This is a genomic window from Jiangella alkaliphila (genome assembly GCF_900105925.1).
In the GTDB taxonomy this organism is placed as follows: domain Bacteria; phylum Actinomycetota; class Actinomycetes; order Jiangellales; family Jiangellaceae; genus Jiangella; species Jiangella alkaliphila.
The window spans coordinates 4635606-4661209 of sequence record NZ_LT629791.1 but is presented as its reverse complement, the minus strand read 5'-3'; the positions used below and the strand labels follow the sequence as shown (position 1 = coordinate 4661209).

Annotated in this window: 26 protein-coding genes and 1 pseudogene; 13 read left to right on the top strand and 14 right to left on the bottom strand. The window is 72.2% G+C overall.

All coding sequences use genetic code 11. The features are described 5' to 3' along the window. Positions 1–23: 23 nt before the first annotated feature. Complete coding sequence (locus BLV05_RS21305; RefSeq protein WP_197683241.1) at positions 24–2183, bottom strand: MMPL family transporter; 2160 nt, start codon at positions 2181–2183, stop codon at positions 24–26. 272 nt (positions 2184–2455) lie between these two features. Here BLV05_RS21305 and BLV05_RS21300 point away from each other — a divergent pair, with 272 nt between their 5' ends. Further along, positions 2456–2977 (top strand): SigE family RNA polymerase sigma factor, encoded by a 522-nt coding sequence (locus BLV05_RS21300; RefSeq protein WP_046772290.1) that lies wholly within the window; start codon positions 2456–2458, stop codon positions 2975–2977. After that, complete coding sequence (locus BLV05_RS21295) at positions 2974–3948, top strand: hypothetical protein (RefSeq protein ID WP_046772289.1); 975 nt, start codon at positions 2974–2976, stop codon at positions 3946–3948. Before BLV05_RS21300 ends, BLV05_RS21295 begins: the two co-directional genes overlap by 4 nt. Positions 3949–4097: 149 nt before the next feature. Here BLV05_RS21295 and BLV05_RS35935 read toward each other — a convergent pair whose 3' ends face one another. Continuing rightward, complete coding sequence (locus BLV05_RS35935; protein WP_157524281.1) at positions 4098–4268, bottom strand: hypothetical protein; 171 nt, start codon at positions 4266–4268, stop codon at positions 4098–4100. 361 nt (positions 4269–4629) lie between these two features. Here BLV05_RS35935 and BLV05_RS21290 point away from each other — a divergent pair, with 361 nt between their 5' ends. The 4 genes from BLV05_RS21290 to BLV05_RS21275 are packed head-to-tail and all read left to right on the top strand — an operon-like array spanning position 4630 to position 6768. Further along, a complete protein-coding gene (locus BLV05_RS21290) occupies positions 4630–5103 on the top strand; it encodes a CHRD domain-containing protein (protein ID WP_052763091.1) in 474 nt (157 codons plus the stop codon). A gap of 53 nt (positions 5104–5156) precedes the next feature. After that, positions 5157–5471, top strand: a complete 315-nt coding sequence (locus BLV05_RS21285; RefSeq protein WP_046772288.1) for an ArsR/SmtB family transcription factor — start codon at positions 5157–5159, stop codon at positions 5469–5471. After that, on the top strand, positions 5468–5971 hold the full coding sequence (locus BLV05_RS21280) for an SRPBCC domain-containing protein (protein WP_046772287.1): 504 nt from the start codon (positions 5468–5470) through the stop codon (positions 5969–5971). The genes BLV05_RS21285 and BLV05_RS21280 overlap by 4 nt, the downstream gene beginning before the upstream one ends. Then, positions 5968–6768, top strand: coding sequence for an SRPBCC family protein (locus BLV05_RS21275; protein ID WP_046772286.1), 801 nt, complete (start codon positions 5968–5970; stop codon positions 6766–6768). Before BLV05_RS21280 ends, BLV05_RS21275 begins: the two co-directional genes overlap by 4 nt. A 63-nt stretch (positions 6769–6831) precedes the next feature. Here the strand turns inward: BLV05_RS21275 and BLV05_RS21270 are convergent, their stop codons facing one another. From BLV05_RS21270 to BLV05_RS21260, 3 genes are read right to left on the bottom strand one after another with little or no spacing between them, the layout of a single operon-like run. Further along, entirely contained in the window at positions 6832–8715 is a 1884-nt protein-coding gene (locus tag BLV05_RS21270; protein WP_046772285.1) for an ABC transporter ATP-binding protein, read from the bottom strand. Beyond that, complete coding sequence (locus BLV05_RS21265; RefSeq protein WP_052763090.1) at positions 8712–10319, bottom strand: MFS transporter; 1608 nt, start codon at positions 10317–10319, stop codon at positions 8712–8714. Before BLV05_RS21265 ends, BLV05_RS21270 begins: the two co-directional genes overlap by 4 nt. 47 nt (positions 10320–10366) lie before the next feature. After that, complete coding sequence (locus BLV05_RS21260; RefSeq protein WP_046772284.1) at positions 10367–11239, bottom strand: MFS transporter; 873 nt, start codon at positions 11237–11239, stop codon at positions 10367–10369. Positions 11240–11314: 75 nt separating this feature from the next. Here BLV05_RS21260 and BLV05_RS36625 point away from each other — a divergent pair. Beyond that, positions 11315–11509, top strand: a pseudogene (locus tag BLV05_RS36625) (winged helix-turn-helix transcriptional regulator); the annotation flags it as partial. A gap of 66 nt (positions 11510–11575) precedes the next feature. On the opposite strand, the gene BLV05_RS21255 reads toward BLV05_RS36625, so the two are convergent. The 5 genes from BLV05_RS21255 to BLV05_RS21235 form a co-directional block, all read right to left on the bottom strand. After that, positions 11576–12517, bottom strand: a complete 942-nt coding sequence (locus BLV05_RS21255) for a carbohydrate ABC transporter permease (RefSeq protein WP_046772283.1) — start codon at positions 12515–12517, stop codon at positions 11576–11578. After that, positions 12514–13437 carry a carbohydrate ABC transporter permease gene (locus BLV05_RS21250; protein ID WP_046772313.1) on the bottom strand — a complete coding sequence of 308 codons (924 nt, stop codon included), beginning with the start codon at positions 13435–13437 and terminating at the stop codon, positions 12514–12516. Before BLV05_RS21250 ends, BLV05_RS21255 begins: the two co-directional genes overlap by 4 nt. A gap of 17 nt (positions 13438–13454) precedes the next feature. Next, a complete protein-coding gene (ngcE, locus tag BLV05_RS21245; protein ID WP_046772282.1) occupies positions 13455–14933 on the bottom strand; it encodes an N-acetylglucosamine/diacetylchitobiose ABC transporter substrate-binding protein in 1479 nt (492 codons plus the stop codon). A 171-nt stretch (positions 14934–15104) separates the two neighbouring features. Next, on the bottom strand, positions 15105–15860 hold the full coding sequence (locus tag BLV05_RS21240) for a sugar isomerase domain-containing protein (protein ID WP_046772281.1): 756 nt from the start codon (positions 15858–15860) through the stop codon (positions 15105–15107). Further along, entirely contained in the window at positions 15857–16744 is an 888-nt protein-coding gene (locus BLV05_RS21235) for a MurR/RpiR family transcriptional regulator (protein ID WP_082155775.1), read from the bottom strand. Before BLV05_RS21235 ends, BLV05_RS21240 begins: the two co-directional genes overlap by 4 nt. Positions 16745–16969: 225 nt before the next feature. Here BLV05_RS21235 and BLV05_RS21230 point away from each other — a divergent pair, with 225 nt between their 5' ends. The 3 genes from BLV05_RS21230 to BLV05_RS21220 all read left to right on the top strand — a co-directional run bounded on the left by BLV05_RS21230 (position 16970) and on the right by BLV05_RS21220 (position 19590). Then, positions 16970–17950, top strand: a complete 981-nt coding sequence (locus BLV05_RS21230) for an N-acetylglucosamine kinase (protein WP_046772279.1) — start codon at positions 16970–16972, stop codon at positions 17948–17950. 241 nt (positions 17951–18191) lie between these two features. Next, the gene (locus BLV05_RS21225; RefSeq protein ID WP_046772278.1) at positions 18192–18998 is read left to right on the top strand and encodes a TrmB family transcriptional regulator; all 807 of its coding nucleotides are present in this window, start codon (positions 18192–18194) and stop codon (positions 18996–18998) included. Further along, positions 18988–19590, top strand: a complete 603-nt coding sequence (locus BLV05_RS21220; protein WP_152691073.1) for a winged helix-turn-helix domain-containing protein — start codon at positions 18988–18990, stop codon at positions 19588–19590. Before BLV05_RS21225 ends, BLV05_RS21220 begins: the two co-directional genes overlap by 11 nt. Here the strand turns inward: BLV05_RS21220 and BLV05_RS21215 are convergent. Both BLV05_RS21215 and BLV05_RS37085 read right to left on the bottom strand, forming a co-directional pair. Next, complete coding sequence (locus BLV05_RS21215; protein WP_046772277.1) at positions 19553–20830, bottom strand: serine hydroxymethyltransferase; 1278 nt, start codon at positions 20828–20830, stop codon at positions 19553–19555. The genes BLV05_RS21220 and BLV05_RS21215 overlap by 38 nt on opposite strands. Positions 20831–21023: 193 nt before the next feature. Next, positions 21024–21722: a GNAT family N-acetyltransferase gene (locus tag BLV05_RS37085; protein ID WP_197683238.1), complete on the bottom strand. Its 699-nt coding sequence runs from the start codon at positions 21720–21722 to the stop codon at positions 21024–21026. 30 nt (positions 21723–21752) lie between these two features. Between BLV05_RS37085 and BLV05_RS21205 the strand changes: the two genes are divergently transcribed. Beyond that, the gene (locus BLV05_RS21205) at positions 21753–22538 is read left to right on the top strand and encodes a glycerophosphodiester phosphodiesterase family protein (protein ID WP_046772275.1); all 786 of its coding nucleotides are present in this window, start codon (positions 21753–21755) and stop codon (positions 22536–22538) included. Here the strand turns inward: BLV05_RS21205 and BLV05_RS21200 are convergent, their stop codons facing one another. Further along, on the bottom strand, positions 22539–23057 hold the full coding sequence (locus BLV05_RS21200) for a PH domain-containing protein (protein WP_052763087.1): 519 nt from the start codon (positions 23055–23057) through the stop codon (positions 22539–22541). Between the two features lie 4 nt (positions 23058–23061). Then, on the bottom strand, positions 23062–23559 hold the full coding sequence (gene def, locus BLV05_RS21195) for a peptide deformylase (protein ID WP_046772274.1): 498 nt from the start codon (positions 23557–23559) through the stop codon (positions 23062–23064). Positions 23560–23643: 84 nt separating this feature from the next. Here def and BLV05_RS21190 point away from each other — a divergent pair, with 84 nt between their 5' ends. Beyond that, positions 23644–25041, top strand: a complete 1398-nt coding sequence (locus tag BLV05_RS21190; protein WP_197683237.1) for an MFS transporter — start codon at positions 23644–23646, stop codon at positions 25039–25041. Positions 25042–25210: 169 nt separating this feature from the next. Continuing rightward, complete coding sequence (locus tag BLV05_RS21185) at positions 25211–25600, top strand: RNA polymerase-binding protein RbpA (protein WP_046772273.1); 390 nt, start codon at positions 25211–25213, stop codon at positions 25598–25600. The last annotated feature ends 4 nt before the right edge of the window (positions 25601–25604 follow it).

Sequence of the window (25604 nt, the reverse complement as noted above, 5' to 3'; positions counted from 1 at the left end):
CGGGACCGCAGCGAGCCAGAGCATCAGCCGACGCGGGTCAGCTCGGACGACTCCGCCGGCCCGGCCGCACTGACCGGCGGCGTGCGGCGCATCCACCGCGGCGCCCACCAGTTCGCGTTGCCGAGCAGCGCCATCAGCGACGGCAGGACGACCGCGCGGATCACCACCGCGTCGATCAGCACCGCGACGGCCAGCCCGACGCCCATCTGCTTCATCTCGATCACCCGCATGGCCGCGAACAGCCCGAACACCGCGACCATGACGAGCGCCGCGCTGGTGACGGTGCCGGCCGAGCTGGTGATGCCCTCACGGACGGCGGCCCGGATCGGCAGCCCGCGGTCGGCGGCCTCGCGGATCCGGCTGACGACGAACACGTGGTAGTCCATCGACAGGCCGAACAGGATCACGAACAGGAACAGCGGGATCCAGACCACCACCGAGCCGTTCGAGGTGAAGTCCAGCAACCCTTCGGCCCACGAGTATTGGAACACCAGCGCCAGCACGCCGAACGCGGCCACCGTCGACAGCAGGTTGACGAACACGGTGGTGAGGCCGACGACGACCGAGCGGAACGTCACCGTCATCATCACGAACGCCAGGACCAGCACGAACGCGATGATCCACGGCAGCTTCGAGGACAGGTTGTCGTTGTAGTCGACGCCGCCCGCGACGTCGCCGGTCACCGCCGCCGACGCGCCGGACAGCCCGCCCACCGTCGCCGGGATCAGCTCGCCGCGCAGCACGTCGAGCGAGTGCTTCGCCTCGTCGGTGTCCGGGCCGAACGGCACGCCGACCGTCAGCGAGCTGAACCGGCCGTCCTCGGACTGCGCGATCACCGGCTCCTGGTCGTGCGCGAAGTTCTCGTCTGCGTCGGTGCGGCCGGCCAGCTCCTCCAGCGACGACCGGACGGCGTCGGCGTCGGCCGCACTCCCCTCGACCACGACAGTGTGCGAGGCGCCGGTGCTCGGGAACGCCTCGACCAGCCGGTCGTAGCTCTGCATCACCGGCAGGCTGCGCGGGAACGACTCCTCGCCGGGGTCGGTCAGCTTAAGGTTCAGGGCGGGCGCGGCCAGCGCGAGCAGCGCCAGCACCGAGACGACCAGCGTGACGGCGGGCCGGCGCAGCGCCGGGCGCAGGACGGCCGGCCAGAACCGCGGCGGCCGCTGCTGGTTCGTCAGCCGCCACAGCACGGGGACACGCGGGCGGTCGATCCGGTGGCCGAGCTTCGCCAGCAGCGCCGGCAGCACCGTCAGCGACCCGATGACGGCGATCGCGACGACGAGGATCGCGCCGGTGGCCATCGAGGCGAAGTTGACGTCCGCGGCCAGGTAGAGCCCGGCCATCGACACCGCGACGGCCAGCCCGGAGACGACGACCGAGTGACCGGACGTCGCGGCCGCGATCTCCACGGCCTCCAGCGTGCCGCGTCCCTTCGCCCGTTCCTCGCGCTCGCGGCGCAGGTAGAACAGCGAATAGTCGACGCCGACCGCCATGCCGATGAGCAGCACCAGGTGGGTGACGGTGCCGCCGTCGGGCACCGCGTACGACGCCACCGCGTAGAGCCCGATCGCGGAGGCGACCGACGACAGCGCGAGCAGCACCGGTACGCCGGCGGCCAGGATCGCGCCGAACGCGACCAGCAGCACGATCAACGTGATCGGCAGGCTGAGGATCGCGATGGTCCCGAGGTCCTCCTCGAGCAGGGCGAAGAAGCCCTTCATCACCGACGCCTCACCGGCCTGCTCGACCAGCAGGTCCGGATACTGCTCCTGGACGCCGGCGGTGACGTCGAGCAGCGCCTGGACGTCCTCCTCGGCCTGTTCCTCGTCGCCGGTCATGGTGATCGGCACGGTGACGGAGGCGTTGTCGGGCGAGGTGACGGCGTCGCCGACCGCCTCGACCTCGGGCAGCGCGGCCATCCGCTCGGCGACGTCGGCCGCCGCGGCCTCGGCGTCGGCACCGGCCGGGGTGATGAGGACGTTCTCGGTGATCGGCGACTCGAGGCCGCCCTCGTCGAGCATGCGGTCGGCCCGGCCGGACTCGCCGATGCCGAGGTCGAGCTGGCTGGCCTGCTGGATGCCGGCGACGCTCATCGCGGCCAGGCACAGGACGACGAACGCGAACCAGCCGCCGATGGCGCGGCCGGGGTGGGTCGCGCTCCAGCGCGCGATGCGTACGGTCACGGGTGGACGGGAGTAGCGGGAGCTGGTGTGAGACACCGTGCGGCCCTCCGGGCAGGTGATCAACAGGTCGCTCACCATGCTGGTCGTGCCTGGTCGCAGGGGCACTGGTGCCAGGTACCGGCCCGGGGTGGGGATAGCCCCCCGGTTCGTTGTCGGGTTCCTCGCTCGACGACGACAACCTGAGGCCCGCGGGCTCCGTCTAGGGGGTGACAGGATGAACGGCACACGAGAGGCGGCCCGGGCACAGCGGGCAGCCCGACGGGAGCAACCGAGTGAGTGGACGGCAAGCGCGAGCTGACGAGTTCGTGACCTACGTCGATGCCCGGCGGAGCTACCTGCGTCGCGTCGCCTATCTCGTGTGCGGTGACTGGCACGCCGCCGAGGACCTGGTGCAGACCGCGTTGATCAAGCTGTATGCGGCCTGGCCCCGGATCCACACCGACGGCGCGGAGGACGCGTACGTCCGCCGGATCATCGTGCGGGCGCACCTGGACGAGGAGCGGCGGCCGTGGCGCCGCGAGCGGATCGGCCTCGACGGCATCGACGCCGCCGCGCCCGAGTCGCTCTCGCTGGAGGACAGCGACGCCCTCGTCACGGCGCTCAAGGCCCTGCCTCAGCGGCAACGCGCCACCGTGGTGCTGCGCTACTGGTGCGGGCTGTCCGTGGAGGAGACCGCCGACGACCTCGGCTGCACCACGGGCACGGTGAAGAGCCAGACCGCGCGGGCGATGGCCGGCCTGCGCGCCTCCTTGTCGACCGACGACGTGACGACGACAGAGAGGCGATCGAGATGAAAGAGGACGAGCAGCTGCGCGAGCGGTTCCGCGGGTTGGGGTTCGCCGATGAGCCGCCGATGACCTCCACCGCGGCGGGCGACCTCGCGCGCGGACGGCGGCACCTGCGCCGCCGCCGCGCCGCCACCCTGAGCGGCGGGATCGTGGGGGTGACGGCGCTGGCCGTCGGCGCCGCGCTGGCGCTGCCCGGCGGCGGTCCGACCGTCGCCGAGAACCTGCCGGTGGGCGGCGGTGGCACCACCGCGGACGCCCCGGCCGAGCCGACGAGCGACGCCACGATCACAGCGACGCCGGAGGTCACGAACACCCCATCGGACGGCCCGACCACGGAGGTCGACGACGGGCCGTCCGCCGGCGACGAGGCGTTCTGGGAGACCCGGCAGCTGCTGCTGGACACCGCCGTCGAGCACTTCGACCCGGCGCACGAGCACCTGCAGGACGAGATCACCGGTTTCACCGGCGGCGCCTCCGGCGGCGTTCCCGACGTCGGCACCAAGCTGGGCTGGACGAACGAGGGCGAGGACGGCGAGGGCCTGGTGCGCGTCGCGGTCACCGGCCCCGGATACGTCGACGCCGACGAGTACGCCGTCGAGAGCTTCACCGTCGACTTCGGCTGCGACCTGCCGGAGAACTGCACCGAGGAGACTCTTCCCGGCGGCGAGACCGTCCTGGTGGCGCCGGCGAGCCCGGAGATGAACCTGTTGTTCGCGGTGAGCTACGAGCGTGCCGACGGCTCGATGGTGGGCGTCGCCGTGTACGACCTGTTCGGCAACAACAGCCTTACGCCGGTGTCCGAGGTCGACGTCACGCTGGAGCAGGCGATGGCGTTCGTCACCGACGAGCACCTGCAGGTGCTGCCCAAGGAACTGGACGACGAGTTCGACCTCGGCGGGGTCGTGCCGCCGGAGGGCGAGATCGCGTCGGGCGAGAGCACGACCGAGACGCAGGACCAGCCGACGCAGGACGAGTAGTCCGCGTCACCCGGGGCCGCGAAAGGCCCTGAGAACAGCCACGGTGCCGGCTGCCCCACGCTCATGGCGTAGGGCAGCCGGCACCGCGTCGTGTGTGGTGCCGGGTTGTCGACCGGACGGAGGATCGCGACGAGTGGCGGGAGGCGCGGCTAGTCGTCCCAGCCGGCGCCGAACGAGCTCACAGCCCAGGCGGGATCGCCCATCTGGGTACCGCCGCCGATCTGCACGATCTGGTTGCCATCGCGTTCGATCGGCCGCACCAGCCAGCTGTGGTTCTGTGCGTTCCAGGTCAACACGTACTCCGTGTCCCGGCGCAACATCGTGATCCTCCTGATCCTCGTTGCCCGTCCCGTGGCAACGATTTGTGGGTACCTGAGCTCGCCCAAGACTCCCCGGCCAATACCGGCCGGAAGAGGAAAACCCTGCCTGATCGATGATCTCCCGACTATGCCGGGGCCGCAACGCGAGCGAGCCGCGCCACGCCGCATTTCCCCAGGTCGAAAGGGCTGTGACGCCTCTGAGGCGCAAATTTCGTCCGTTCGGGGTGGCGTGGGCTGACCGAACGGATGATGCCGGGGCGGCGTCAGGTTTCGTCCGACGGAATCCGTGCGGCGATCTCCTCCGTATCAGGAGGGGCGACCCAGCCGGGCCGGCCCGTCTTCCCCTGTCGGAAGGAGCATCATGCGCAACTGGCTGACCCGCTCGGCGATTCTCGTCCTGGTCGCCGCCACCGCGCTCGTCGCGGGCGCCGCGCCCGCCTCGTCCAGCGGCCCCCGCGTCACCCCGCTCGTCACCACCCTGTCCGGCGCCGCCGAGGTGCCCGGCCCGGGTGACGCCGACGGCCGCGGGGCGTTCGCGGGCTTCATCAAGGGCGACACGCTCTGCTACGCGATGCTCGCCACTCGCATCGACGCGCCGACCATGGCGCACATCCATGTCGGGCCGCCCGACGTGGCCGGCCCGATCGTCGTCCACCTCAGGCTCCCGACCCCCGCGACCAGCGACTGCATCAGGGCCGTCCCGGACGCGCAGAACACGGCGATGACGCTCTCGCAGAGCGAGCTGGCGGCGATCGTCGCCGACCGCCGGAACTACTACGTCAACGTCCACAACACCCCCTTCCCCGCGGGCGCCGTCCGCGGGCAGTTCCGCTAGCCGATCCGTACATGCCCTTGTGGTTATATAGCTGAGTGGCTAATCTTGGGGGCATGTCGTCTGAACCGTTCGGCGTCCTCGCCGACCCTGCCCGGCGGCGCATCCTGGACCTGCTCCGCGTGCGCCCCCGGCTGGTCGGCGAGCTCACCGAGGCCATCGGCCTCTCCCAGCCCGGCACGTCGAAGCATCTGCGGGTGCTGCGCGAGGCCGGGCTGGTCACCGTCCGGCCCGAGGCGCAGCGGCGCTGGTACGAGCTGCGGGCCGAGCCGCTCGCCGAGATCGACGCCTGGCTGACGCCGTACCGGTGGATGTGGGCCGACCGCTTCGACGCCCTCGAGCGCCACCTCGACGCCATGGACGACGAGTGACGGCGCCGGGCACGGTACGGCGCCTCGCCGGCGGCCGGGTCGAGATCCGGTTCGAGCGCCGGTTCGCGCACCGTCCGGCCAAGGTGTGGCGCGCGCTCACCGATCCCGCCGAGCTGCGCGGCTGGCGCTTCCCCGCCGTCGTCGAGCTCGACCTCACGCCCGGCGCGACCGTGTGGTTCCATCCCACGCCCGATCAACTGGAACGCTTCGGCGTGCCGCCCGACCCTGTCGCCGGCCGCGTCGTCGCCGCCGACCCGCCCCGCCTGCTCGAGTACACGTGGGGCACCGAGACGCTGCGCTGGGAGCTGACGCCCGACGGCGACGGCTGCCTGCTCGTCTTCCGCAACACCATCGACGACGCCGGCGCCGGGCCGGCCGTGGCGGGCGGCTGGCACGCCGGGCTGGAGCTGCTCGACGCCGTGCTCGACGACCGCGCGGTCCACTGGGACACCTGGCAGCGCGCCGCTGACCTGCAAAAACAGTACGAGGAGTCATCATGACCGAGAGCCTGCACACCGACGGCGACCGCACGGTCCTGCGCATGGAGCGCCGCTTCCGGCACCCGCGCGCCCAGGTCTGGCAGGCGCTGACCGAGCCGGACCGGCTGGTCCAGTGGTTCCCCGCCCGGGCCGAGTTCGAGCCCGTCGCCGGCGCCGACGTCACCTTTGATTGGGGCGAGGGCGACGGCCCGGTGGTCGACGGGCGGGTCGTCGACGCCGAACCCGGCCGCGTCCTCGCCTTCACCTGGTCCGGCGAGGTGCTGCGCTTCGTCCTGCACGACGACGGCGACGGCTGCCGGCTCGAGTTCACCCACGAGTTCGACGACCGCTACGGCGCCGCCAGCTTCGCCTCCGGCTGGGTGCAGTGCTTCGCCGGCCTGGACCAGCTGCTCTCCGGTGTGCCGATCTACGCCGGGTCGCCCTCGGCCGCCCAGCACGACGCGTTCGTCGCGCGGTTCGGCCTCGACGCCGGCACCGTCACGACCGGCCCCGACGGCTGGCGGGTCCGGTTCGAGCGGCAGCTGACCGCACCGGCCGAGGTGGCGTGGCCGGTCATCGAGCGCCTTGCCGCCGCACCGGCCGACGACGTGCTGGAGCGGGCCGAGGCCAAGGCGCTGGAGTACTCGGCGCCGGGTGGCGGACGGGTCCGGTGGGAGCTCGGCCAGGGCACCGGCCACGGCGCCCGGCTGGTGGTCACCGAGTCCGCGCCGGCGCCCGGTGGCGACCTGGACGCCGACGCCGTCGCCGCCGGCTGGCGCGAGCGGGTGGACGCGCTCGCCCGCGAGCTCCGCGGCTGACCTTGGCATGATCATCCAAGAAGTGGGGCGTCCCGACCCCCCGTTTCTTGGATGATTTCTCTTTCAAGCACCTGCCGGCGCGGCGGCGGGCTGGTCGAACTGGGTGCGGTACAGCTCCGCGTAACGACCACCGGCTGCCAGCAGCTCCGGATGCGTGCCCCGCTCGATGACGCGGCCGGCCTCGATGACGAGGATCTGGTCGGCCGCCCGGATGGTCGACAGCCGGTGCGCGATGACGACCGCCGTGCGGCCCTCGAGCGCCGCGCCGAGCGCCTCCTGCACGGCCGCCTCCGAGGTGGAGTCGAGGTGCGCCGTGGCCTCGTCGAGGATCACGACACGCGGCCGGGCCAGCAGCAGCCGCGCGATGGTCAGCCGCTGCCGTTCGCCGCCGGACAGCCGGTACCCGCGCTCCCCCACGACCGTGCCGAGGCCGTCGGGCAGCGCCGCCACCAGCTCGTCGAGCCGGGCCTGCCGCAGCACGTTCCACAGCTCGTCGTCGGTGGCTTCGGGCCGGGCGATCAGCAGGTTGTCGCGCAGCGACTCGTGGAACAGATGGCCGTCCTGCGTGACCATGCCCAGCGTGGCCCGCACGGACGCCATGGTCAGGTCGCGGACGTCGACGCCGCCGAGCCGGACCGCGCCGGAGTCGACGTCGTAAAGGCGCGGCAGCAGCTGGGCGATGGTCGACTTGCCGGCGCCGGACGACCCGACCAGCGCGACCATCTCGCCCGGCGCTGCGGTGAACGAGACGCCGTGCAGCACCTCGTCGCCGCCGCGGGTGTCGAGCATGGCGACCTCCTCGAGCGACGCCAGCGACACCTTGTCGGCCGCCGGGTAGCTGAAGTGGACGTCGTCGAACTCGACCGCCACCGGGCCGTCGGGCACCGCCCGCGCGTCCGGCTTCTCCTGGATGAGCGGCTTGAGGTCGAGCACCTCGAACACCCGGGCGAAGCTGACCAGCGCGCTCATGACCTCGACCCGGGCGCTGGCCAGCGCCGTCAGCGGCGCGTACAGCCGGGTGAGCAGCAGCGCCATGGACACGACGTCGCCGGCGTCGAGCTGGTCGCGCAGCGCGTAGAACCCGCCGAGCCCGTAGACCAGCGCCAGCGCCAGCGCGCCGACCAGCGTGAGCGCCGTGACGAACAGCCACTGGACCATGGCGGTACGCAGCCCGATGTCGCGCACCCGGCGGGCGCGGACGCCGAACTCGGCGGACTCGCGCTCAGGCCGGCTGAACAGCTTGACCAGCGTGGCGCCAGGTGCGGAGAACCGCTCCGTCATCTGGGTGCTCATGACGGCGTTGTGGTTGGCCGCCTCGCGTTCGAGCCGGGCCAGCTTGCCGCCCATGCGCCGCGCCGGCAACACGAACACCGGCAGCAGGACCAGCGCCAGCAGCGTGATCTGCCACGAGATGCCGAGCATGACCACGAGCGCGAGCACCAGCATGACGATGTTGCTGACCACGCCGGACAACAGGTCGCTGAACGCCCGCTGGGCGCCGATGACGTCGTTGTTGAGCCGGCTGACCAGCGCGCCGGTGCGGGTGCGGGTGAAGAACGCGATCGGCATCTTCTGCACGTGGTCGAAGACGGCCTGCCGCAGGTCGACGATGAGCCCTTCGCCGATGCTGGCCGAGAGCCAGCGCTGCACCAGGCCGACGCCGGCCTCGGCCACCGCGATGACGGCGATGACCACGGCCAGCCCGATGATCGTGCCCTGCGGGCCGCCTTCCATGATGGCGTCGACGACCCGACCGGCCAGCACCGGCGTAGCCACCGCGAGGACCGCCGTCACGACGCTGAGCAGCACGAACGCGACCAGATAGCGCCGGTGCGGCCGGGCGAACCCGAAGATGCGGCGCAGCGTCGCGCGCGAGAACGGACGGGTGTCCTCCTGCGTGTGCATGGCGTTGTACAGGGCGTTCCACGCGGTGACTTCCATGCTCATCGGGCCGGTGCCTCCTCGGGTCGGACGACGACGGCGGCCGGCTCGGCGCCGGGCGACGTGCCCGTACCGGCAGCGCCGACATGACGCAGCAGCACCGCGGCCAGGGCGGCCCCGGCCAGCGCGATGACGGCGGCCACCACGGCCACGGCCTGCAGTCCGTCGGTGAACGCGGCCTGTGCGGCGTCGAGCAGCGGGCCGCCGACCCCGTCGGGCAGCGTGGCCGCGACGGCCGTCGCGCCGGCCAGGGTGTCGCCGGCCACGTCGGCCGCGCCGCCGGGTAGCTCGGAGGGCAGGGAGTCGCTCATACCCGAACGGTAGACGGCGGTACCGACACTGCCGAGGATGGCCAGGCCGAGGGCGCCGCCGAACTCGCTGCTCGTCTCCGACGCCGCCGACGCCGCGCCCGCCTTCTCCGGCGGCGCCGCGCTGATGACGAGGTCGGTGCCCAGCGCCGCCGGCGCGGTGAACCCGACTGCCATGACGCAGGTGCCCGCGATCAGCACGCCGAACCCGGACGAGCCGCCGACCAGCGTCATCATGCCGATGCCGGCGGCCGACACCAGCAACCCGCCGGCGATGACGTGCCCCGGCCGGAACCGGCCCGCCAGTAGCGGCGCGAACATCATGCCGACCATCATCGCGCCGGTCATCGGCAGCACCCAAAGCCCGGCCCGGAACGGCGACAACCCGTGCACGAGCTGCAGGTACTGCATGACGAACAGGTTCAGCCCCATCATCGCGAACGTCGCGGCCGTCAGGACGCCGAGCGTCGCGCCGAACGCCCGGTTCCGGAACAGCTCGATGTCGATCAGCGGGTCGTCCAGCGCCCGCTGCCGCCGGACGAACAGGACGGCGAACGCCAGCCCGACGGCGATCGCGCCGGCGAGCAGCCAGCCGAAGCCGTCCTCGGCGAGCTTCTTGATGCCGTAGATCACCGGCAGGACGGAGGCAAGCAGCAGGAAGGCGCTGAGCAGGTCCAGCCGGCCGGCGCCCGGGTCGCGGTACTCCGGCAGCAGGACCGGCCCGGCGATCAGCAGCAGCACCATGACCGGCACGCCGACGAGGAACACCGAGCCCCACCAGAACGCCTCCAGCAGCGCCCCGCCGACCAGCGGCCCGATGGAGCCGCCGACCATGAAGCTCATCATCCAGAGCGCGATCGCCTTGGTGCGTTGCTTGTCGTCGTGGAACATGTTGCGGATCAGCGACAGCGTCGACGGCATCAGCGTCGCGCCGGCGATCCCCATCAGCGCCCGGGCGGCGATCAGCATCTCCGCGCTGGTCGCGTAGGCGGACAGGACGGACGACAGGCCGAACGCCGCCGCGCCGATCAGCAGCAGCTTGCGCCGTCCGATCCGGTCGCCGAGCGAGCCCATCGTGATGAGGAAGCCGGCGATGAGGAATCCGTAGATGTCGGTGATCCAGAGCAGTTGTGACGCGGACGGGGTCAGCTCGGCGCTCAGCTCCGGCACGGCCAGGTGCAGGACCGTCAGGTCCATGATCACGAGCATCGCCGGTAGGCTGAGCACGGCGAGGGCGGTCCACTCCTTGGCGCCCGCGAGGGGCGGCCCGTGGTCGGTCTCGGTGCGTGATTCGGTCGTCATGGGACGAGTCTCGGACCTCAACATTGCTTGAGGTCAAGGTGGCGCGACTATGCCGACGGCGAACGCGCCCTGATGCCCAGCGCGAGCAGCGCGGCCAGCAGCGTCACCGCCGCGGCGGCCAGCCCGGCCCGCTGCAACCCGTCGGTGACGGCGTCAGCGGTGGCACCGCTCCCCTGGCCCGCGTTCGCCACCGCGACGAGGACGGCCAGCCCCATCGCACCGCCCACCTGCTGCGCCGTCGAGCCGACCGCCGACGCCACGCCCTGCTCCCCCGCGTCGACCTCGGACCCGACCGCCGCGAACACCGCCGGGTACGCCGTCCCCGCGAACAGGCCGAACAGCGCCAGCCCCGGCAGCAGCGCCCAGTACGAGCCGTCGCCGGACATCGCCGCCACTACGGCGACGATCGCCACGGCGACGCCGGCCGTGCCGCCTGCCAGCGTCGCGCGGATCCCCCACCGGCGCAGCAGCACCGGGAGCAGCAGCCACGAGCCGGCCATCGCCAGGGCACTCTGTGGCAGAAAGCCCAGGCCGGCGGCGAGCGCGCCGTAGCCGGCGAGCGCCCCGGACGCACCGGCGACGCCCCAGATCGACAGCGCGCGGGTCCGCTCCGCTCCGGCGGTGAACCGGGTGTTGACCAGCGCCAGCGTCGCCGGGAACAGTAGTGCCGCGCCGACGCCCTGCAGCGCCCGCGCCGCGACCAGCAGGCCGGGCGCCGTCGCCGCCAGCCCCACCACGGACGCCGCGCCGAACCACGCCGCGCCGGCGACGAAGATCCGCCGCGCGCCGAGCCGGTCGACCAGCCGCCCGCCCAGCAGCAGGAACCCGCCGAAGCCGAGCGCATAGGCGCTCACGACCCACTGCAGCGACTGCGCGGTGAACCCGACCTCGCGGCCGATCTCGGGCAGCGCGATGTACACGATGTTGAAGTCGACGGAGACGATGAAGTGCGCCAGCGCGAGCAGCCCGAGCGCGGCGGCGCCCGGCCCCGTCCTCGGCGCGGCGATGGCGACGGCCTGCTGGTGCGCACGGTCTACCCGACGGTGCCGCCGAAGGTCGAGTACGAGCTCACCGACATGGCCCGCGAGCTGCTCGACACGCTCATGCAGCTCACATCGTGGGCGGAGAAGCACCGGTTCGCGATCAGCCGCTGCCGCCAGGTCTACGACGACGCCGCCGTCCCCGCCTGACCCGGCATGATCATGTCCCCTGGCGGCGTCTCAGCGACCGCCAGGGAACATGATCAAGGAACGGGCCTACTTGAGCACGCCCGCGGTCAACCCCGCCTGCACCTGCTTCTGGAAGATGATGTACACGATCAACACCGGCAGCAGCGCGATCACCAACCCCGCGAACAACGCCGTCCAGTCGGCCCGGAACCCCGTATTCGACGCCAGCGTGCCCAAGCCCTGAGCGAGCACCCGCTTGTCGTCGTCCTGCATGATCACCAGCGGCAGGACGTACTGGTTCCAGTGGCCCAGGAAGTTGAACAGCGCCAGGCTGATCATGCCGGGTCGGGCCATCGGCAGCATCACCTTGAAGAACAGCGAGAAGTGCGAGCAGCCGTCCATGATGCCGGCCTCGGCGACGGACATCGGCAGCGTGCGGAAGAACGCCGTCAGGAAGAACACGGTGAACGGCATCGAGAACGCGACGTACACCAGCGCCAGGCTCAGGTAGCTGTTCAGCCCCAGGAACTGCCCGATCACCGGCAGCGACCCGAGATTGCGCACCACGAAGAACATCGGCACCAGCGCCAGGAACACCGGCAGGATCAACCCGCCCACGAACAGGTAGTAGATGAACCGGTTGCCGGGGAACTCGTACCGGGCCAGGACGTAGGCGCCCATCGCGCCGAACAGCATGGTCAGCGTCAGGGAGATGGACACGACGATGACGCTGTTGAGGAAGTACTGGCCGATGTTGGCCGCCGACCACGCGCGGGAGAAGTTGTCCCACTGGACGCCCGACGGCAGGCCGAGCGGGTCGACCCGGAACTCGCCGTTGGTCTTGAACGAGGACAGGATCGCCCACAGCAGCGGCAGCGTCGTGATGAGGCCCCACAGCAGCAGGAACCCGCCGTTGAGCAGGCCGATCGCCGTCGCGCCCGCGCCGACGCCGGGCACCCGGTCGCGCCGGCCGCGGCGCGACCTGGGCGGCCGGGGCGGCAGCTTGGGCGGGGCCTGTGTCGTCGTCATGCCAGCTCCACCCTTTCGCGCCGGAGGCCGCGCATGAACGCGATCGCGACCGTCAACGTCAGCACGAGCATCAGTACGCCGATCGCCGCGGCATAGCCGAAGTCGGACTCGGCGAACGCCTCGCGGTACATCGCGGTGCCGAGCACGTCGCCGGCGCCCTGCACTCCGCCGTTGATGCCCAGCATGATGTGCACCGTCACGAACGCATCCATCGCCTGGATCGCCATGTAGACCCAGCCGACCTGCACGGTGTCCCACACCAGCGGGACGGTGACCTTGCGGAACGTCGTCAACCGGCTGGACCCGTCGAGCAGCGCCGCCTCGTAGATGTCGCGCGGGATGGACTGCATCGCCGCGGAGAACAGCACGACGTAGAAGCCGACGAACGACCACGTCATGACCACGACGACGATCCAGATGAGGTAGTTCGGCTCGGCCAGCCACAGCCGCTGGAACGAGTCCAGCCCGACCGCGCCGAACAGCCGGTTGAGGATGCCGCCGGCGTTCTCCGGCGCGAACACGTAGCTGAAGACGATGCCGATGATAGGCGCCGACACCACGAGCGGGAAGAAGTACACGATCTTGTACACCGACGAGCCGCGGACGCCGGTCACCGCTCCCCCGCGACCGCGGCCGCCGACGTTGAGCATCGACGCGAAGAACAGCCCGAGCAGCAGCGTGAGGATGGGCACGACCAGCACCAGGATCAGGTTGTTGCGCAACGCGGTCCGGAGCTGGTCGTCGTTCCACATCTCCACGTAGTTGTCGAACCCGATGAACGTCTGGGCGGCCGTGAGGCCGCTCCAGTCGGTCATCGAGATGTAGATGGCCTGCACATACGGCGACAGCATGTAGATCGCGTAGATCCCGACCGGCGGCAGCAGGAAGGCCAGGATGAAGGGATACTTGCCGTGCCGCATGTTCACGTGGGCTCTCCCTAGCCCTCGCGGGTCTGCTTGACGATGGAGTCGTCGTCGCGGATCTCCGTCGCCGCCGCCTCGCACTGCGCCACCCACTCGTCGACCGTGAGCTCCGCGCGCAGCAGGGCGCCGGTCGCCTGGTCGATGCCGGGGTTCTCCATGGTGGAGTACCAGCTCGGGTAGAACCAGTTGATGACGTTGTCGCCGGCGGCCTGCAGGGCGGCCTGCGCCGACGCCAGCCCGGGCGCCTGGATCTGCACGCCGTCGGACGACCCGGCGACGGACGTCAGGCTGGTGACCCGCTCGGTGAAGCCGCGGGCGCCCTCCATCGACAGCATGGCGCGCATGTACTCCATGCCGCCGAGCGGGTTGTTCGCGTCGGCTGGGACGACGTACGGCTCGCCGGCCGTGGCCCGCACGGTCTCCAGCGGCATGACGGAGTCGGGCGACAGCAGCGGGTCGGGCATCATCGCCATCTGGAACGTCGGGTTCTCGGCGATCGCGTCGGTCTCCTCGTTCTCCAGCCACGAGCCGGACGGGCAGAACACCGCCTGGCCGCGCGCCCACAGGCCCTGCGCGTCGCGGAACTCCATGCCCTCGACGCCGGGCAGGAAGTAGCTGTTCTCGGCCAGCTGACGGATCGCGGCGGCCGACTCCATGATCGCCTCGTGCCCCCAGGCGCCGGGCTCGAGGTTGTCGATGGCCACCAGGATCTCCGGGCCCGCCAGCTTGGTGGCCATCGAGAGCAGCGGCCAGTTCATGTACCGCGGCGCCGTCACGCCCTGGTAGACCCACGGCGCGATGCCGGTGGCGGCGATGTCGGCACAGACGTCCATCATCTCCTGCCACGTCGTGGGCACCGGCCAGCCGTTCTCGTCCATCAGGGTCTGGTTGAACCAGAGGCCGAAGACGGTGAAGGCGTAGTTGAGGATGTACGGCGTCCCGTTGAAGGTGCCGGACTCGATGGTGCCGGGCTGCAGGCTGTCGCGCACCGTCACGCTCGGGTCGTCCCAGCTGGGCGCGTCGAACAGCGGCGACAGGTCGGCGAGCAGGCCGTCGCTGACCAGCTGGGCGGGGTCCATCTGCCCGTCGCCGGAGTTGTTGATGAAGTCCGGCGGGTCGCCCGCGACGAACCGGGCCTGCAGCTCCGCGCCGATGTCGACGGCGGCGTGGTGGTCGATCTCGATGTCCGGCCACTTCTCGTGGAAGATCGGCTGGTGCAGCTCGGTGGCGTACTCGTCGCCGAAGCCGCCGTCGAAGATGTAGACCTCGACCGGCTGGTCCGTGGGGATGCCGAGCGGGTTGTCGTCGGAGACGTCGCCGGACGGCGCCTCGGACGCCTCGTCGTCGGAGTCGTCGTCACCGCCGCCCGTCGCGCAGGACGCGAGGAAGGCGCCGCCGGGCCCGAGGGCCACGCCGGTGACCGCGACGCGTTGCAGGAAGGTCCGGCGGTCCGTACCGGCCGCCGCAGGGGTGCGTTCGATGCTGCTGGACATCGTGAAACCTCTCCTTGAGCCTAATCAGAAGTCGGGTTATGCAAAGAGCACGAACGCTCTCCGGTCGGCTTACGCCCTGGACCGAAGGACTCAGGGAGACCTTCGGCCCCCCATCGTCCTCGGTATTTGCATAACCCTCCTGGACTGGATGTGTAGGGGTCCGGCGTTCCCTCAGCCGCCACGCCTGATGCGGCCCGCATAGCGCTGCAGCAGGCCGTCGTTGTGGACGTCCCCGCCGGGGACGTTGGCGGAGAGATAGACGGGCGGGGTGTCGCCGGCCTCGAGGAGCCGGCGGACCACTTCCGCCGTGAGCAACTGCGCGAGCAGTGCCGCGGTGATGGACGAGACGGCGCAGACGGCGCCGCCTCCGGGCAGTGGCAGGACGGCGTCGCCGAACGGCCCGCCGTTGTCGAGGACGACGTCGGCGAAGTCGGTCAGCTTGCGTCCCGACGGGTGCCGGGACTCGACCTGCTCGCTGTGCTGCACGGACGTGATCGCGATGACGGAGTGCCCGTTCTTGCGGGCCACCTCCGCCATCCCGACGATGCTGCCGTTGATGCCGGAGTTCGACGCGATGACGAACACGTCGCTGGCCTCGATCGGCGCGAGGTCGTAGAGCCGCTGGGCCAGCGCCGGGTCGCGTTCGGTGCGCGGGTCGAGGATCGTCTCTGGCGCCTCGCCGCCGTACATGACCAGGTCGGACAGGGCGATCCGGTTGGTGGGGATGAGCCCGCCGGCCCGCCCGGCGATCTCCATCGCCGTCGCCTGCGAGTGCCCGGTGCCGAACGCCTGCACGACACCGCCGTCGCGGACGGACCTGGCGACGAGGTCCGCCGCGCGGTGCACGCCGTCGAGCTGGGTCGTCGTGACGTTGTCGACGATCTCGTTCAGCCGGGCCAGGTAGGCGGGCGCGCTGACGTCGTTCACCGCTGCTCCTTCTTCAGTGCTCTCGCCGTCTCGGGGCTGACCGCACGGTGCGCGCTGACCGCCTGGGCGGTCAGGTTCAGGGCGACACCGGTGGTCTCGTACCGCCGCTGCGCGACGGCCACGTAGATGAGGTCGAGCACGATCAGCTGCGGGTGCCGGGCCGCGAGGGCGTCGGGCCGGAACGTCGTCTCGTGGATGGCGGTCGTGAGGACGATGTCGGCGACCTCGGCGAGCGCGGAGTTGCGGTAGCTGGTGAGCGCGACGGTCGTGGCGCCGCGGCTGCCGGCGGCGGACAGCATCTCGACCGTCTCGTAGGTGGCGCCGGAGTGCGAGACGGCGATCGCGACGTCGTTCGGCCCGAGCAGGGCGGCGCTGGTGAGACCGCTGTGCACGTCGCTCCAGGACCACGTCGGGATGCCGATGCGGTGCAGGCACAGCTGCATCTCACCGGCGACCAGGGCGCTGCCGCCGATGCCGTAGACCTCGACGCGGCCGGCGATGGCGATGGCGTCGGCGGACTTCTCGACCTCGGCGAGATCCAGCTGCGCGGCGGTCTCCTGGATGGCCCGCAGGTCGGCCGTGGTGATGAGGTCGAGCATCTCCTGCAGCGAGTCGGTCGGCAGGATCTCGCGGCCGATGTCGATCTCCCAGCCGGCGACGGCGGACGACCGGCCGGTCTCCTCGGCCATCGCCAGGCGCAGGTCGGCGTAGCCGGGCAGGCCCAGCGCGCGGCAGAACCGGGTCACGGTCGCCGCCGAGGTGCCGCTGCGCTCGGCCGTCTCGAGGATCGTCGCGCGGGCGACGACTGCGGGCGCGGACAGCACCTGCTCGCCCACCCGCTGCAACGCGGCAGGCAGGTCCGGCAGCGCGGCCCGGATCCGCATGAGCACGGAGCCGGATGGCAACCCGGCCTCGGGCACGTCCGAGGTCGGTAGTGTCCCTTCCGCCACTCCACCTCCCGGCGTGGTAGTCAGTTTCGCCTGCGCCCCTCAAGGGCGTAGTGGTGAGAATTCTTTCTACCTTCGCCCGGATGTCAAGAGTTTGACGAGAGTTTTCGGAAGCGTGACCGACCCGCAGCCTGGGTGAGACCGGGCGGAGAGGATGCATCGGTGGGGACGACAGAGGCGCTGCTCGCGCTCGGCCTTGACATCGGCGGCACATCCACGCGCGCGGTCGTCATCGACGGCGCCGGGCGGCGGCTCGGCACGGGCCGGGCCGACGGCGCCAACGTCACGTCGCACGCGCTGGCCAAGGCGCTCGACGCGGTGAAGGCGGCGGTGTCCGCGGCGCTGGCGCCGGTCGACCCGGCACGGGTCGGCGCGGCCGTCATCGCGACCGCCGGCGACCACAACCTCACCCGTCCCGAGGTCGCCGAGCGGTTCGCTGAGCTGTGGCGTGCGGCCGGCCTGACCTGCGGTTACCGGGTCGTCGCCGACGCGGTGGGCGCGTTCGTGGCGGGGACGCCGGAGCCGGACGGGACGCTCTCGCTGTCAGGCACCGGCGCGATCACCGCCCGGTTCGCCGACCGCTCCCTCGTCCGGATCGTCGACGGGCACGGCTGGCTGCTGGGCGACCTCGGGTCGGGCTTCTGGATCGGACGCGAGGCGGTCCGGGCGACGCTGGCCGCGCTGGACGGCGGCGAGGCGCCGGGGCCGCTCGGACGCGCCGTCGTGCGGGCGCTGACCGGGCACGCCGTGGCCGAGCCGTCGCGCGCCGCCGGCAACGAGCTCGTGCTGGCGGTGCACAGCCGGCCGCCGGTGGCGCTGTCGGAGCTGGCCCCGCTGGTGACGGCCGAGGCCGGCGCCGACCCGGAGGCGGACCGGATCCTCACCGCCGCCGCCGGCCACCTGCTCGCCGCCGCGGACGTCGTCCGCTCCCCCGGCGACGCGACCCCGATCGTGCTGGCCGGGTCACTGCTGACCGGCGACACGCCGCTGGCCGCGCTCGTCCGCGGCGGCCTCGCCGAGCGCTGGCCGGACGCCGTCGTCGGTGCGGCCCTGGACGGCGCCGCCGGCGCGGCCTGGCTGGCGGCCCGCTCGCTCGACCCCGGCGGCGCCGCCCGGCTGCACGCGGCGCTGTTCCCTCAGTGATCCCACTCCGGCCTCGATGGTTGAGGGATCCGGGTCGCCAGGGGGACACCTATTCCTCAACCATCGCCGCTCCCGCTCGGGCACGCCCGGGAACCGGGCGCTTCCGGGTCGGCATCCGGGCAGTTCACAGGCAATTGGAGGATGTCGTCCACAGCTTGTACGACGTGTTTGACGCGGCGGGCTTCCCGGGGTCACGATGAAGCGCACATCCCGCAGGCCGGAGCCCCCACCGGAGGCGCGCGTGCAGACCGAGTCGTTGCTCGAAGGGCTGGGCCTCACCAAGACCGAGGCGCGCGTCTACGTGTGCCTGCTGGAGCGCTCACCACTGGCCGCTGGCGCCATCGCCGACCTCACCGGCACGTCGCGCAGCAGCGTCTACCTGATCCTGCGGTCGCTGGTCGACAAGGGCCTGATCGACGCCGGCGCCGGGTACAGCAGCCGGTTCCAGCCGTCGGCGCCCGACGTCGCGTTCGCCGGGCTGCTGGAGCGCGGCCGCGAGGAGCTGCGCGAGCGCGAGCGCAGTGTCCAGACGGCGCTGCCCGACCTCATGCGGCGGTTCGAGACCAGTGCCGGCGGCGACGGCGAGCTGGTCGAGATCCTGCGCACACCCAAGCTCGTCGGCGACCGCTTCGACCGGTTGCACGCCGCGTCCGAGCGGGCCATCGACATCATCGTGCGCCGGCCGATCCAGGTCGGCGGCAGCAACCAGCCCGAGCTCGACGCGCTGGCCCGCGGCGTCCGGGTGCGCGCCGTCTACGACCACGCGCTGATGGCCCACCCCACCGTCGTCGAGAACATCGGCGTCTGGGTCGCGGCCGGCGAGGACGCGCGGGTGTTCCACGACGACCTGCCGATGAAATGGGCGGTGTTCGACGGCCACACCGTGCTGATGCCGCTGGTCGCGCCCGGGGTCGGCGGCGTGGTCGCGCTGATCGTGCGCAGCCGCGAGCTGGCCGGGGCGCTCGGCCTGCTGTTCGACACGCTGTGGGCGGCGTCGGCGCCGGTCCACCCGGCCCGCGCGACGGTGGGTGGCGATCATGGCGCATGAGGCCGCACCGGTGGTCGTCTGCATCACCAGCTCCCCCGCCGAGCGGGCCCGGCTGGCCGGCCGGTTCGACGGCACCGGCATCCTCGTGCTCGCGCCCGACGCCGGCGCGGCCGGACGGTTCCTGCGCCGCCTGGCCGGCGCCGATGCCGGAGCCGCGACCGGCGCGGTGGCCGGACCGGGGCCCGCAGCGGGAACCGCCGCCACGCCGCCGGCCGAGGACGTCGTCCGGGTCGGTGGCCTGGCGCTGGACTTCTCCCGGCACGAGGCCACCTGGCACGGGCGCGGGCTGCCGCTGACGCCGTACGAGTTCAAGGTGCTCGGCTGCCTGGCCGGCCGTCCCGGGCAGGTGTGGACGTACCACCAGCTGCACGAACGCGCCTGGGGCGGCTCCTACTTCGCCGGCCCGGCCGCCGTGCAGTCGGTCATCAAGCGGCTGCGGGCCAAGCTGCGGGTGGCCGGTGCGTCGGTGACGATCCGCTCCACCCGCGGCGTCGGCTTCCGCCTCGACGCCGGGCCGGACCTCAAGCTGGTCCGGCCCGCCGACCCCGACGCCCTCAGCCGTCCAGTCCGGGCGTCGGGAACCGGCCGGTGAGCTCGGTGACCTCGCCGCGCACCCGGGCCACCACCGCGGCCAGCGCGTCCTCGTCGGACCCGGCGGCGGCGGTGACGACCTCGTCGAGCCAGCGGCCGACCTCGCGCATCTCCGCCTCGCCCATGCCGCGGCTGGTCAGGGCCGGGGTGCCCAGGCGCAGGCCGGACGGGTCGAACGGCTTGCGCGGGTCGAACGGGACGGTGTTGTAGTTCGTCTCCAGCCCGGCCAGGTCGAGCGCCTTGGCGGCCGGCTTGCCGGCGACGCCCTTCGAGGTGAGGTCGATGAGGATCAGGTGGTTGTCGGTGCCGCCGGAGACGAGGTCGAAGCCGCGGCCCAGCAGCTCGTCGGCCAGCGTCTGGGCGTTCGCGACGATCTGGTGCGCGTAGTCCTTGAACGCGGGCTCCGCCGCCTCGCCGAGCGCGACCGCGATGCCGGCCGTCGTGTGGTTGTGCGGGCCGCCCTGCAGGCCGGGGAAGACCGCCTTGTCGATCGGCTTGGCGTACTCCTCGGTGGTGAGGATCATCGCCCCGCGCGGGCCGCGCAGCGTCTTGTGCGTCGTCGTGGTGACGATGTCGGCGTGGCCGACGGGTGTCGGGTGCGCCCCGCCGACGACCAGGCCGGCGATGTGCGCGATGTCGGCGGCCAGGACGGCGCCGGCCTCCTGCGCGATGGCCGCGAACCCGGCGAAGTCGATGGTGCGCGGGATGGCGGTGCCGCCGCAGAAGATCACCTTCGGCCGCTCGGCCAGCGCGATCTCGCGGACCTGGTCGAGGTCGATGCGGCCGGTGTCGCGGCGGACGTCGTACTGCACCGCGCGGAACCAGGTGCCGGTCGCGGAGACCTTCCAGCCGTGCGTCAGGTGCCCGCCCATCGGCAGCGACATGCCCATGACGGTGTCGCCGGCCTGCGCGGTGGCGAGGTAGACGGCGAGGTTGGCCGGCGAGCCGGAGTACGGCTGGACGTTGGCGTGGTCGGCGCCGAACAGCGCCTTGGCCCGCTCGACGGCGAGCGTCTCGAGCTGGTCGATGACCTGCTGGCCCTCGTAGTAGCGGCGCCCGGGGTAGCCCTCGGAGTACTTGTTCGTCAGCACGGTGCCCGTGGCCTCGAGCACCGCCTGGGACACGTAGTTCTCGGACGGGATCAGCTTCAGCGTCTGCCGCTGCCGCTCCTCCTCGGCCGTGATCAGCGCGGCGACCTCGGGGTCGGCGGACTGCAGGGCGGCGCGGTCGTTCGTGGTCATGGCGAGAGCCACATCCCCTCGATGTGTCGGTGTCTCCCGGGCACCCAGGCGCGCGGTGCCACGGCCGTCCGCTCCCCGGTGGTCGGTTCCACCCTGCCCGGTCACCCGGGCCGCTGCGCCAGTCGCGACGGGCATCACTCTAATCGCATTTCCCTTGCGGGGCTCGCTGCCGCTCGGGACCTCACGGTCGGCATCACGCAACCGCGCCGGCCGGCGCCGCGGGCGCCCCGTTGCCGGTCCAGCGCGCCGTCGCCATCTGCGCCTCGACCCGCCAGCCGAGCCGCTCGTACAGCCGGCGGCCGTCCTGCGACGCGACCAGCAGCCCGTGGCGCGCGCCGCGCTCGCGGGCGGCCGTCGTCAGCGCCCCCATGACGACCGAGCCGAGCCCGCGCCGCCGGTGCTCGGGGACGGTGAAGATGCGGTCGGCGACGGCGTCGGCGCCCTCGCCGCTGAGCGCCAGGTGGCCCTTCGCGGCCAGCGTCCGCGCGTCGGGGCCGCCGGTGGTGACGACCTCGGCGACGATCATCGGCTCGCGGCCGCTGAGCCAGGTCTCGTAGCCGTCCGGCGGCTCGTGCCGTGGGTGGTCGTCCAGCGGACGCGACATCAGCCACTCGGGCGGCACCGGCGTGAACCCGGCGCCGGCCGCCGCGACCTCCGTCCGCGCCCGGTCCGCCGTCGGCGCCGTCAGCCAGTGGCCCGGCTCGGCCACCCGCTCGGCCACCAGCTCGTACAGCTCCGGGTCGGTGGACAGCACGATCGTCTCGGTCATGCGGTCAGGCAGCCCGATGTCGACGGTGACGACCTCGCCGTCGACGCCGGATCGGTAGTCGCGCGCCGTCGCCCAGCCCGCCTGCCAGCGGACCAGCAGCTCGCGCAGGCCGTCGTCGCTCATCATCTCTCCCCCGGCGGTTAGCCTGACCCCGTGGCCGGCATCCATCCGTATCTCGACCGTCCCGGCCCGCTCGCGCTGGCCCACCGTGGATTCTCCCTCGACGGCCTCGAGAACAGCATGGCGGCCTTCGCGGCGGCCGTGGAACTGGGCTACGACTACGTCGAGACCGACGTGCACGCGACGTCCGACGGAGTCGTCGTCGCCCTGCACGACGCGACGCTGGACCGCGTCACCGACCGCACCGGCGCCGTCGCCGGGCTGCCCTGGTCCGAGGTGTCGAAGGCGCTGATCGGCGGCGTCGAGCCGGTGCCGGCGCTGGAGGACGTGCTGGGCAGCTGGCCACGGCTGCGGGTGAACATCGACGTGAAGTCGGCCGGCGCGGCCGCGCCGCTGGCCCGGGTCCTGGACCGCACCCGCGCGCACGACCGCGTCTGCATCGCCTCCTTCTCCGACGCCCGGCGCCGCGCCGTCCTGCGCCGCGTCGCCGCCCCCGTCGCGACGTCGGCCGGGCAGACGCTGATCGCGGCGTTCGTCGCGGCCGCGTCGACGCCGGGCCTGCGCCGCTTCGCCGGCTCCGTCCTGCGCGGCGTCGACTGCCTGCAGGTGCCGGCGACGTTCCGCGGCCGGGCCGTCGTGACGCCCGCGAGTGTCGCGGCCGCGCACGCCGCCGGCAAGCCCGTGCACGTCTGGACCGTCAACGAGCCGGCGGAGCTGCGCCGCCTGCTCGACCTCGGCGTCGACGGCCTCATCACCGACCGCGCCGACCTGCTCCGCGACGTCCTGCGGTCGCGCGGCCAGTGGCACCCGGCGGGCTGATCAGAGGCGGCGCAGCAGCTCGGCCTTCTTGGCGGCGAACTCCTCCTCGGTGACGATCCCGGCGTCGCGCAGCTCGCCGAGGCGGCGGATCTGCTCGATCACGCCGTCGCCGCCCGGCGCCGGGGCCGGTAGGGCGATCCGCTCGCGCAGCCGGTCGGTCAGCGCGCGGCCGTCGTCCTTGTGCACGTTGGTGATCTCGGCCCGTTTGCCGGTGGCGTGGACCGTGATGGTGCCGCTCAGCACCCCGGTATGCCACTGGACCGTCGTGATGCGGTCGATCGGGAAGTCCTCGGTGGTCTGCGACAGCCGGCCGCGATGCAGGAACACCAGCCGCCGGTCGGTCAGCGCGAGCAGGCCGACGCCGCGGCCGTACATGCCGGTGGCCATGCGCTCGACGGTCTCGCCGTCGTGGAGCACCCACTCCAGCCGCACCAGCTCGCGCTCGCCGCCGGACGTCAGGCGCATGCGACGCTTGGCCGCCCCGATGTCGGGCCGCAGGTCCTCGTCGTCGCCGGTCATGTGCTCAGGCCGAGGCGAACCAGGCGCTGCGGCGGATCTCGCGCATCGCGCCGCGGCGGGTGGACGGCTCGAGGCGGTGGATGTAGACGATGCCGTCGAGGTGGTCGGTCTCGTGCTGCAGGCAGCGGGCCAGCTCGCCCTCACCCTCGACGCGCATCGGCTCGCCGTCGGCGTCGAACCCCTCGACGGCGGCCCAGGCCGCGCGCGGCGTCGGGAACCAGAGGCCCGGCACCGACAGGCAGCCCTCCTCGCCGCTCTGCTCCCCCTCGGTCCCGGTGAGGACGGGGTTGAACACGACGCCGCGCTGGCCCTCGAGGTCGTACGAGAACGCCCGCAGCGGCACCCCGATCTGCGGCGCCGCCACGCCGGCCCGCCCCGGCAGGTCCAAGGTGTCGAGTAGGTCCTTGGCCAGCGCACGGCTCGCCTCGCCGAACTCCGTCACCGGGTCCGTCACCGTCCGCAACACCGGGTCGCCGTAGAGGCGGATCTCCCGCACCGTCACCGTCGTCGTCTCCTCATCACTCGTTCACTGCAGGGACATCGTGTCGCCTGGCCACGACCGCTCCGCACCCGGTACCGTCCGCGCGTGACGAACGTCCTCGCCCCGTCGGGCCCGCTGGCCGATCCCGTCGCGCGGGCCAGGGAGCACCGAGCATGGTACTTCTACGACTGGGCGAACTCGGCCTTCGTCACCACGACGGCCACCGTCCTGTTCGGTCCGTACCTGACGGCGGTCGCCGAGACGGCCGCGTGCGGCGAGGCCGGGACGACCGACGACCCGTGCCACGGCGACCTGTCCGTGCTCGGCGTCCCGATCGCCGCCGGGTCGGTCGCCGCCTACACCGTGACGTTCGCGACGATCCTGTCCGCGCTGCTGCTGCCGATCGTCGGCGCCATCGCGGACCGGACGTCGAAGAAGCGGCACCTGATGGCCGGGTTCGCGTGGACCGGGTCCGCGGCGGCCGCCGCGATGTTCTTCGTCGCCGGGGCGAACTGGCAGCTCGGGGCCGGTCTGCTGGTCGTCGCGGCGATCTGTCTCGGCTCGTCGATGGTGGTGTACGACGCGATCCTGGTGCAGATCGCGCACGAGGACGACCGCGACCGCGTCTCCTCGCGCGGCTGGGCGTTCGGGTACCTCGGCGGCGGCCTGCTGCTGGCGCTGAACCTCGCCCTGGTGACGCTGGAGCCGTTCGGCCTGAGCCGGTCCGACACCGTCCGCATCAGCCTGTTGTCGGCCGGGCTGTGGTGGGCGGCGTGGACGATCATCCCGTTCCGCGGCATCCGCGACCGGCCGCCCACCGGCGTCGTCCGGGTCGGCGGCAGCACCGCGCGGCAGGCCGCCGGCCAGCTGCGCGAGACGCTGCGCCACGCCCGCGGCTACCCGCAGACGCTGCTGTTCCTCATCGCGTACATGCTCTACAACGACGGCGTCCAGACGGTCATCTCGGCGTCGTCGATCTACGGGAACCGGGAACTGGGGCTCGGCGAGGACGTCCTGATCGTCGCGATCCTCATCGTCCAGTTCGTCGCGTTCGGCGGCGCGCTGGCGCTGGGCCGGCTGGCCGACCGCTACGGCGCGAAGAACATCGTCATGTCCAGCCTGGTGCTGTGGACGGTGGTCGTCGGCGCGGCGTTCTTCCTGCCGGTCGAGCAGGTCGTGCCGTTCCTGATCCTGGCCGTGGCCATCGGGTTCGTGCTCGGCGGCAGCCAGGCGCTGTCGCGGTCGCTGTTCAGCCTGCTCGTCCCCAAGGGCAAGGAGGCCGAGTACTTCAGCCTCTACCAGGCCGCCGAACGCGGCACGAGCTGGTTCGGAACACTGGCGTTCGGCCTGGCGTTCCAGTTGACGGACTCGTATCGGTGGTCCGTGCTGGTGCTGGTGACGTTCTTCATCGCCGGGCTGATCGTGCTGTCGAAGGTGGATCTTCAAGCCGGCATCGTCGCCGCCGGGAACCAGGTCCCGAGGTCGGTCGCACGTTACCGGTGAGGAACATCACGTCGCCCAGATTGCATTATCACAGGGAACGCGGAACATTACTCTCCGGCCGTCCGTTGTCATCATGTCGTTGTGATCGCTTCGATGTGACCACGACGGCGAGGTAGAAGAACCGACGTCTCGTCCCAGGGGTCACCACTGCCCCGGAAGGGTTTCACACATGTCCGAGCGTTCCACCCTGCGCGGCTCCCGCCTCGGGGCGACGAGCTACGAGGACGAGCGCGGCGTCGAGTTCGCCGAGCGCCAGACGGTTGCTTACAGCTGCACCGCCGGCCATCGCTTCGAGATGACGTTCTCGACCGAGGCCGAGGTGCCCGCCCTCTGGGACTGCCCCCGCTGCGGATCCGAGTCGCTGCGCGTCGCCACCGACCGTCCCGAGGAGGCGCCGTCGAAGCCGGCCCGCACCCACTGGGACATGCTCCTGGAGCGCCGCTCCATCGAGGACCTCGAGGCGCTGCTCGACGAGCGGCTCGAACTGCTCCGCTCCGGCCTCATCCCCGGCGCGGCGCACCTCGCCGACCGCGGCGGACGCCGCAAGAAGACCGCCTGATACG